Source organism: Mycobacterium sp. (assembly GCF_035697385.1).
Taxonomy (GTDB): domain Bacteria; phylum Actinomycetota; class Actinomycetes; order Mycobacteriales; family Mycobacteriaceae; genus Mycobacterium.
This window is the reverse complement of sequence record NZ_DASSCY010000087.1, coordinates 1-5,942: the sequence shown is the minus strand read 5'-3', so window position 1 is coordinate 5,942 and position 5,942 is coordinate 1. Positions and strand designations below refer to the sequence as shown.

General features: G+C 66.5%; 4 protein-coding genes, 1 tRNA gene and 1 pseudogene. 3 read left to right on the top strand and 3 right to left on the bottom strand.

The features are described from left to right. The coding region (locus VFH65_RS07820) for a wax ester/triacylglycerol synthase domain-containing protein (RefSeq protein WP_353320582.1) at window positions 1–1,070 on the bottom strand (1,070 nt) is incomplete at its 3' end. A 134-nt stretch (window positions 1,071–1,204) separates the two neighbouring features. Between VFH65_RS07820 and VFH65_RS07815 the strand changes: the two genes are divergently transcribed. Continuing rightward, window positions 1,205–1,277: transfer RNA gene (locus tag VFH65_RS07815), tRNA-Arg, on the top strand. 38 nt (window positions 1,278–1,315) lie between these two features. Here the strand turns inward: VFH65_RS07815 and purU are convergent. Both purU and VFH65_RS07805 read right to left on the bottom strand, forming a co-directional pair. Continuing rightward, the gene (gene purU, locus VFH65_RS07810; protein WP_353320581.1) at window positions 1,316–2,242 is read right to left on the bottom strand and encodes a formyltetrahydrofolate deformylase; all 927 of its coding nucleotides are present in this window, start codon (window positions 2,240–2,242) and stop codon (window positions 1,316–1,318) included. Between the two features lie 212 nt (window positions 2,243–2,454). Further along, complete coding sequence (locus tag VFH65_RS07805; protein ID WP_353320580.1) at window positions 2,455–4,197, bottom strand: PGRS repeat-containing protein; 1,743 nt, start codon at window positions 4,195–4,197, stop codon at window positions 2,455–2,457. Window positions 4,198–4,466: 269 nt separating this feature from the next. Here VFH65_RS07805 and VFH65_RS07800 point away from each other — a divergent pair, with 269 nt between their 5' ends. Further along, a complete protein-coding gene (locus tag VFH65_RS07800) occupies window positions 4,467–4,883 on the top strand; it encodes a helix-turn-helix domain-containing protein (protein ID WP_353320579.1) in 417 nt (138 codons plus the stop codon). Between the two features lie 628 nt (window positions 4,884–5,511). After that, a pseudogene (locus tag VFH65_RS07795) lies at window positions 5,512–5,942 on the top strand (PE-PPE domain-containing protein); the annotation flags it as partial.

The following is a 5,942-nucleotide window of genomic DNA, read 5'->3' as shown; positions in this document are numbered from 1 at the left end:
TCCTCACGCTTGCGAGTCATTTGGGAGCGGATGTTCTTGACGCGCACTTCTGGATCGGTCAGGCCGATCGGCGCTGCGAGATTGACGCCGGCGAATCGGTTGCCGCCTGCGGGGTCGGCCTCCGATCGCAGGTTGACCGGGACGGCCATTGGCAGCGCATCTATCGGCACCCCTTTGGCTTCGTGGTAGAGCCGCAGGGAGCCGCACAGCCCCGCCAGGTAGGCGTCATTGATCGAACCGCCGGCCGCCTTGGCCGCCTTGTGCAGGTGGCCGAACTCGATGTCGATGGCCTCACTGCGCGACGAGAGGCTGCGGCGGCGCAGCACAGGCGATGGAGGGGCAACAGGACCGACGACACGTGCGCCCGACATCGCGTATTCGACGGCGCTACCCATCCTCGAAATCGGATCGCGGACCATCTCGCCGACGACGTGCGCGGCTCCGAACAGCGCGCCACGAACTCCGCCGAGAATCGAGCCGGGAAGCCGGTTAATCCCTTGCCGCATCAGGTCGTTGGGCGACAGGTCCTGCGGAATGGGCAGCGGTGGCACGTCTTGCTGTGGCGGTTCGCGCTCGAGGTCGTAGATGTGTGCGAACATCTCGACGGCACCGACGCCGTCGGTCACGGCGTGGCTCAGATGCATCATCACCGCGGCACAGCCATCTTCGAGCCCTTCGACGAGCGTCGCCGTCCACAGCGGGCGGGAGATGTCGAGCGGTGATTGAGCGGCGACGTCGGCGAGGTCCATCAGCTGACGCAGTGTGCCGGGTTCCGGAAGCCGCAGTCGGCGGACGTGGAAGTCCAGGTTGAAGTCGGGGTCAATGACCCATCGCGGGGCGACGGTCGGCAGCGTGGGACTCACGACTTTCTGCCGCAGCCTCAGCACTTTGCGCGACGCGTTGTCGAACCGGGTCCGGAACCGGTCCCAGTCCGGAGTGGTGTCGAGGATCTCCAGGGTCATGATGCCCGAGCGCGTTCTCGGGTTGGCCTCGCCGCGGTGCAGTATCTGGTCGAACGCGCTGAGTTCCTCCGGAAGTCCGGCCGCGTCGAGTTCCGGCACGTCGCTCATGGCCCGTCGCTCCCCTTCCTGGTCCGCCGTCCTGCGCCCACCACGCTAGTCCGCTGGCCGTGGGCGCGGAGCGCGTTTACTTGCTGTTGGGGAGGCCGGGTGCCCGGACCCACCGAGATAGACTCACCGTCGCTGCCCCCGTAGCTCAGCGGATAGAGCAGCCGCCTTCTAAGCGGTAGGTCGCAGGTTCGAGTCCTGCCGGGGGTGCTCATCGGACGTCGAGTCCATACCTGGCGTTGCCGACATCAGAAGACGATGGTCTGGTTGCCGTAACGGATGATGCGGTCTTCGCAATGCCACAGGACCGCGCGTGACAGCACGGCACGCTCGACATCTGCGCCGAGGCGCGTGAGATCGCCAATGCCGTGACGGTGGTCCACCCGCACGACGTCCTGCTCGATGATCGGGCCCTCGTCAAGTCTTTCGGTGACGTAGTGAGCGGTCGCCCCCACGAGTTTGACGCCGCGCTCTTTGGCCCGCCGATACGGCGCCGCGCCGATGAAAGACGGAAGGAAGGAGTGATGAATGTTGATCAGGGGGCAACCAACATCGGTGAGAAACTGCGGTGAGATGATCTGCATGTATCGGGCGAGCACCACCAGGTCGACATTGCCGCGCAACGCGTCGAGTTGACGTTGTTCTGCTTGTGCCCGAATGTCTTTGGTGGCCGGCACATGTAAAAACGGCACCCCGAACGGACGGACCTGATCGGCCAGGTCGGGGTGGTTGGAGATCACCATCACCACCGACATGTCCAGTTCACCGCGGCGGTTGCGCCACAGCAGATCCAGCAGACAGTGGTCGGCCTTCGACGCCATGATCGCCACTCGTTTGGGTTTGGACGCCTCTGTCAGCCTGAACTCCATGTTGAACCGCGCGGCCAGCCGCTCGCCGAAGTCACGCTCCATCTCGTCCCGCGCAGCCGTCAAACCAGGTAGATGAAAGATTGTGCGCTGCACGAACGTTCCGCCGGACTGCTGGGTCGAATGCTGATCCAGCGACACGATATTGGCTCCGGCCTCGGCCAGAAAACTACTGACGGCCGCCACCAATCCGGGCCGATCGTCACAGCGCAACAACAACCGGCCCAGATCTTTGACCGCCAACGCCCCCAGACCGATCCGGGGGTACCGCTCAACATCGGCCGCGTCTGCGTCATATCCGACCGCCATGACCTCACCCTCTCTCACAACGCTGCCGTGAAGCATCCGAAACACCTTCCTTGAAGCCACCGGAAACGATCTGCGCTGGCCCCGTTAGCCGGGACTGGTTGTGTGCCGGGCGGTTTCGTCCGGCACACACATTGCACCAGGGGCGCCGGCATTGCCGACGCCCCTGGTGTCCGAACTTGCAGTGGCCTCTTTACGGGGCCTCTACCTGCCGATTATGACGATGCGCCATCGGCTCCGGAACCGCCGGCGGTGCCGCCGGTACCGTCAGTGCCGCTCGCGCCAGTCGCTCCCGTGTTACCGGTTGCTCCGGTTGCTCCGGTTGCTCCGGTTGCGCCGGTGGCTCCTGTGCCGCCGGTCGCACCGTCGGTGCCGGTCGCGCCTGAGCCGCCGAACAGCCCGCCGCTACCCGCGGTACCGGCTGTGCCGCCGTCGCCGCCGGTGCCTCCGGTCCCGCCTGCAGCTCCGGTTCCACCGGTGCCGCCTTCGCCGCCGGCTCCGCCGGTTCCGCCTGCGCCGCCCGGACCACCTGTAGCTCCGGATCCGCCAGCTCCGCCAGTACCGCCGACGCCGAGAACGCCGCCGCCTGTTCCGGCACCGCCTGCGCCGCCGACACCGCCGTTGCCGCCGTCATCGCCGTCACCGCCAGTTCCGCCTGCAGCTCCGGTTCCTCCGGTTCCGCCGTCGCCACCGGCCTGGCCGGTGCCTCCGGTCCCGCCGGTACCGCCCGTGCCGCCGTCACCGGCAGCTCCGCCGCTGCCGAAGAGCCCGCCGCTGCCGCCGTTGCCTCCGGAGCCTGCGGGTCCGCCGGCTGTGCCTGCAGTCCCAACATTGGTTCCGTTGGCCCCCGTGCCGCCTGCGGAGCCAGCCTCGCCGGTTCCACCAGCCTGGCCGGCAGCACCGATTCCGCCGTCGCCGCCCGTGCCGCCGTTACCGCCAGTGGCCGCTCCACCGGTATTCACTGCGGCGCCGCCAGCGCCGCCAGCGCCGCCGTCAGTAGCACCGGTTCCCCCGTTGCCGCCGTCACCGCCGTCGCCGCCAACCGCCGTCACACCAGCAGTACTCGAAGCCCCGCCAGCGCCACCGGCGCCGCCGTTGCCGCTTGGGGTGCCGCTGCCGCCGAGGCCACCGTCGCCCCCAGTGCCTGCTGCGCCCGCCGTTCCGCCGGCACCGCCAGCGCCAGCGGGGTCACCCGCGGAGCCGGGTGCGCCTGAGCCACCCGTGCCAGCAACGCCGGCCGCACCCGCGACGCCCGCGACGCCATCTCCGGGCGGGTTCACACCGTCGGCACCGTCAGTGCCAACTACTGTGCCGTTGGCGCCCGTCGCTCCAGTAGCCGCCGTCCCTGTTCCCGCCGTGCCTGGGGTTCCCTCGACGCCTGCGCCGCCGACACCGCCGGCACCGCCCTGGCCGAACAGCGCCAGCAAGCCTGCGTTGCCGCCGCTACCGCCATCCGCGCTGATCCCGCCGGCACCGCCGTCGCCTCCGTTGCCGAAGAACAACCCGCCTGTGCCGCCGCTACCGCCGGCCTGCCCTAGCGCGCCGGACCCACCGGCACCGCCGTAGCCGATGAACAGCCCGCCGTTACCGCCGTTGGCGCCCGTTCCCGGTGCGCCGTTAGCGCCGTTGGAGATGAAGATGTTGACGATCGGGATCAGATTGCCGATGCCAATCAGGTTGTAGAACGGATCGTTCAGACCCAAGGGGCTGGCAAATGTCGCTGCCAGCGCATTCGGGGTGGGCGCGTTCGATGTGAGCCCGAAGGAGGCACTTGGCCCAAAAAGCGTATTAGCCGAAGAACACCCTGCGGGCATCACAACGCACTGGCTGTTCGTCGATGGTGACAGTGGCGCGGACAGCTCCGGCGCGGCCTGTGCGGTGCCGGAACCCAGCGCCATCAGGGCACCGGCGCCTGCGATCGCAACGCCTGTCGCGTATGGATAAATGGAATGCTTCATTTCGAGCTCCTCTTCACGCTCCGCAGAGCCGTGCAGCAGATGTGTCACGTGACGCCATCCGTGTGGATGGCTATCGAGACGGTCGCCTCGAGAGGCGCATTCTCCGTGAGCGGTATGCATGCCACCATACATGTATGCATGCTCGCATGCAAGACGTCTGCACCTCAACATCCAGCGCCAAGAGCGCCCGGAAATCAGGGGGCAAATGGGCGAAATCGCCGGAGCATTCCAAAACCGACCCTGGTACGTATATGCCATACCCTGTCCGGATGACGGAAGAACCTGCCCCACCGACTCAAGGGTCGTGGTGGCAGTACGTCGTGACTGTGACTGGCAACGCCGCTCAAAAGGACATCGCCGCCACAACCGGCATCGATCAGTCCAGCATCTCCCGCTGGCAACGCGGCGCCAGCACGCCACGTGCGGAAGCCGTTGTCGCCTTCGCACGGGTGTACCGCCGGTCGCCAGTCGAGGCACTGGTGGCCGCGGGCTATTTGTCCAGCAGCGAGCTGGGCGTGGTGGAAATGACGACGTTGACTGGTGACCTGAGCGGAGCGTCGATTGATTCGCTGTTAAGCGAGATCAGACGCCGGGTACTCGCCGCGAACCCCGCGGACACGAGGTCTTGGCCGGCAGGATGGTCCGCCGACAACCCGGGAGGCCGCCGGGATCAGGATGTCGAGTAGAGCAACGATCTCGAGGACTGTCAGATCCTCCGGTCGCACGTGCGACATCACCCGCTGCAGTTCCGATCGCAGATGCGACGATAGGACGGTTCCGGCCGAAATACGGTCAGCCACTTCTGAATTCTTCGTGTCGAACAATGGTCCCCCCGACGTTGAAAGCCAGACCGCTGAATCTCAGTGGTCCACCCCTGACTTTCTAAGGGCGATCGTGCGGCGCAGCGAAGATCATGCGCGGCTATAACCCACTCTTGCACGTGCCGGTCAGTTATCACAAGCAATCTCGCTTATTGGACAATGGCGCTGATCACCCCATGCGTCGGTGGCGGATTCATCCAGGTAGACGGCAGTGTCCACCGCTGATGAGGTTTGGCGGCACCCAACCCGGGCAAACGCTCAACCCGTGTGGTGGGTCGGCCGCTCCCACCGCGACCCAGCTAAGCCACCTTCAAATCGTGGGACGTTACGTTAGGCAAGCGACCGTCAGGCCGACCAGGCGCCGCATTCGCCGTCGAACCCCTTGCGGCCGACAGCAATTGCTCTCTGGAGCCGGAGATTTCCGGTGGCGGAGCTCGCCTAGCGTGGCCCCACGCGATACGTTGCTAACCGAACCGTGGGGAGGACGCCAGGCATGGGCAAAGCCGGCACCAAGCGTGTGCGAAAGCTGGCGGTGGGCGTCGCGGCGGTCGGGGTCGCGACGAGCATCGCCGGCGTTGCCGCGACCCATCCTGCTTCGATATCGACGCCGCTCGTCGAGTTGGCAGCCCTGATTGTCGTCGGTAGTTCGACACACCCGGACGGCAGCGGTACCGAGGACTTTTTCCAGGGCAAGTTCAATGCCTCGCCGTACAACACCACCGGCGATGACATCGTGCACGTCAACTTCTTCAGTGGGCCGGCCGGTATCTACGAGGCCCTGCAGGCCAACGCGGGCGAGCCCAACGCCGTCCTCGCCTCCGGCTGGGGCGCCGCGAACGCCAGCTGGGTGCTGCGGGAAATGGAGGCGCGAAACGACCCGATGCTGAATCAGACGTTGTTCGTCCTCGACAACGACGTCGCCAT

Excerpts from the sequence above, each read along its gene's own strand:
- purU (WP_353320581.1), bottom strand. The coding sequence starts at position 2,242 with ATGGCGGTCGGATATGACGCAGACGCGGCCGATGTTGAGCGGTACCCC.
- VFH65_RS07805 (WP_353320580.1), bottom strand. The coding sequence starts at position 4,197 with ATGAAGCATTCCATTTATCCATACGCGACAGGCGTTGCGATCGCAGGC.
- VFH65_RS07800 (WP_353320579.1), top strand. The coding sequence starts at position 4,467 with ATGACGGAAGAACCTGCCCCACCGACTCAAGGGTCGTGGTGGCAGTAC.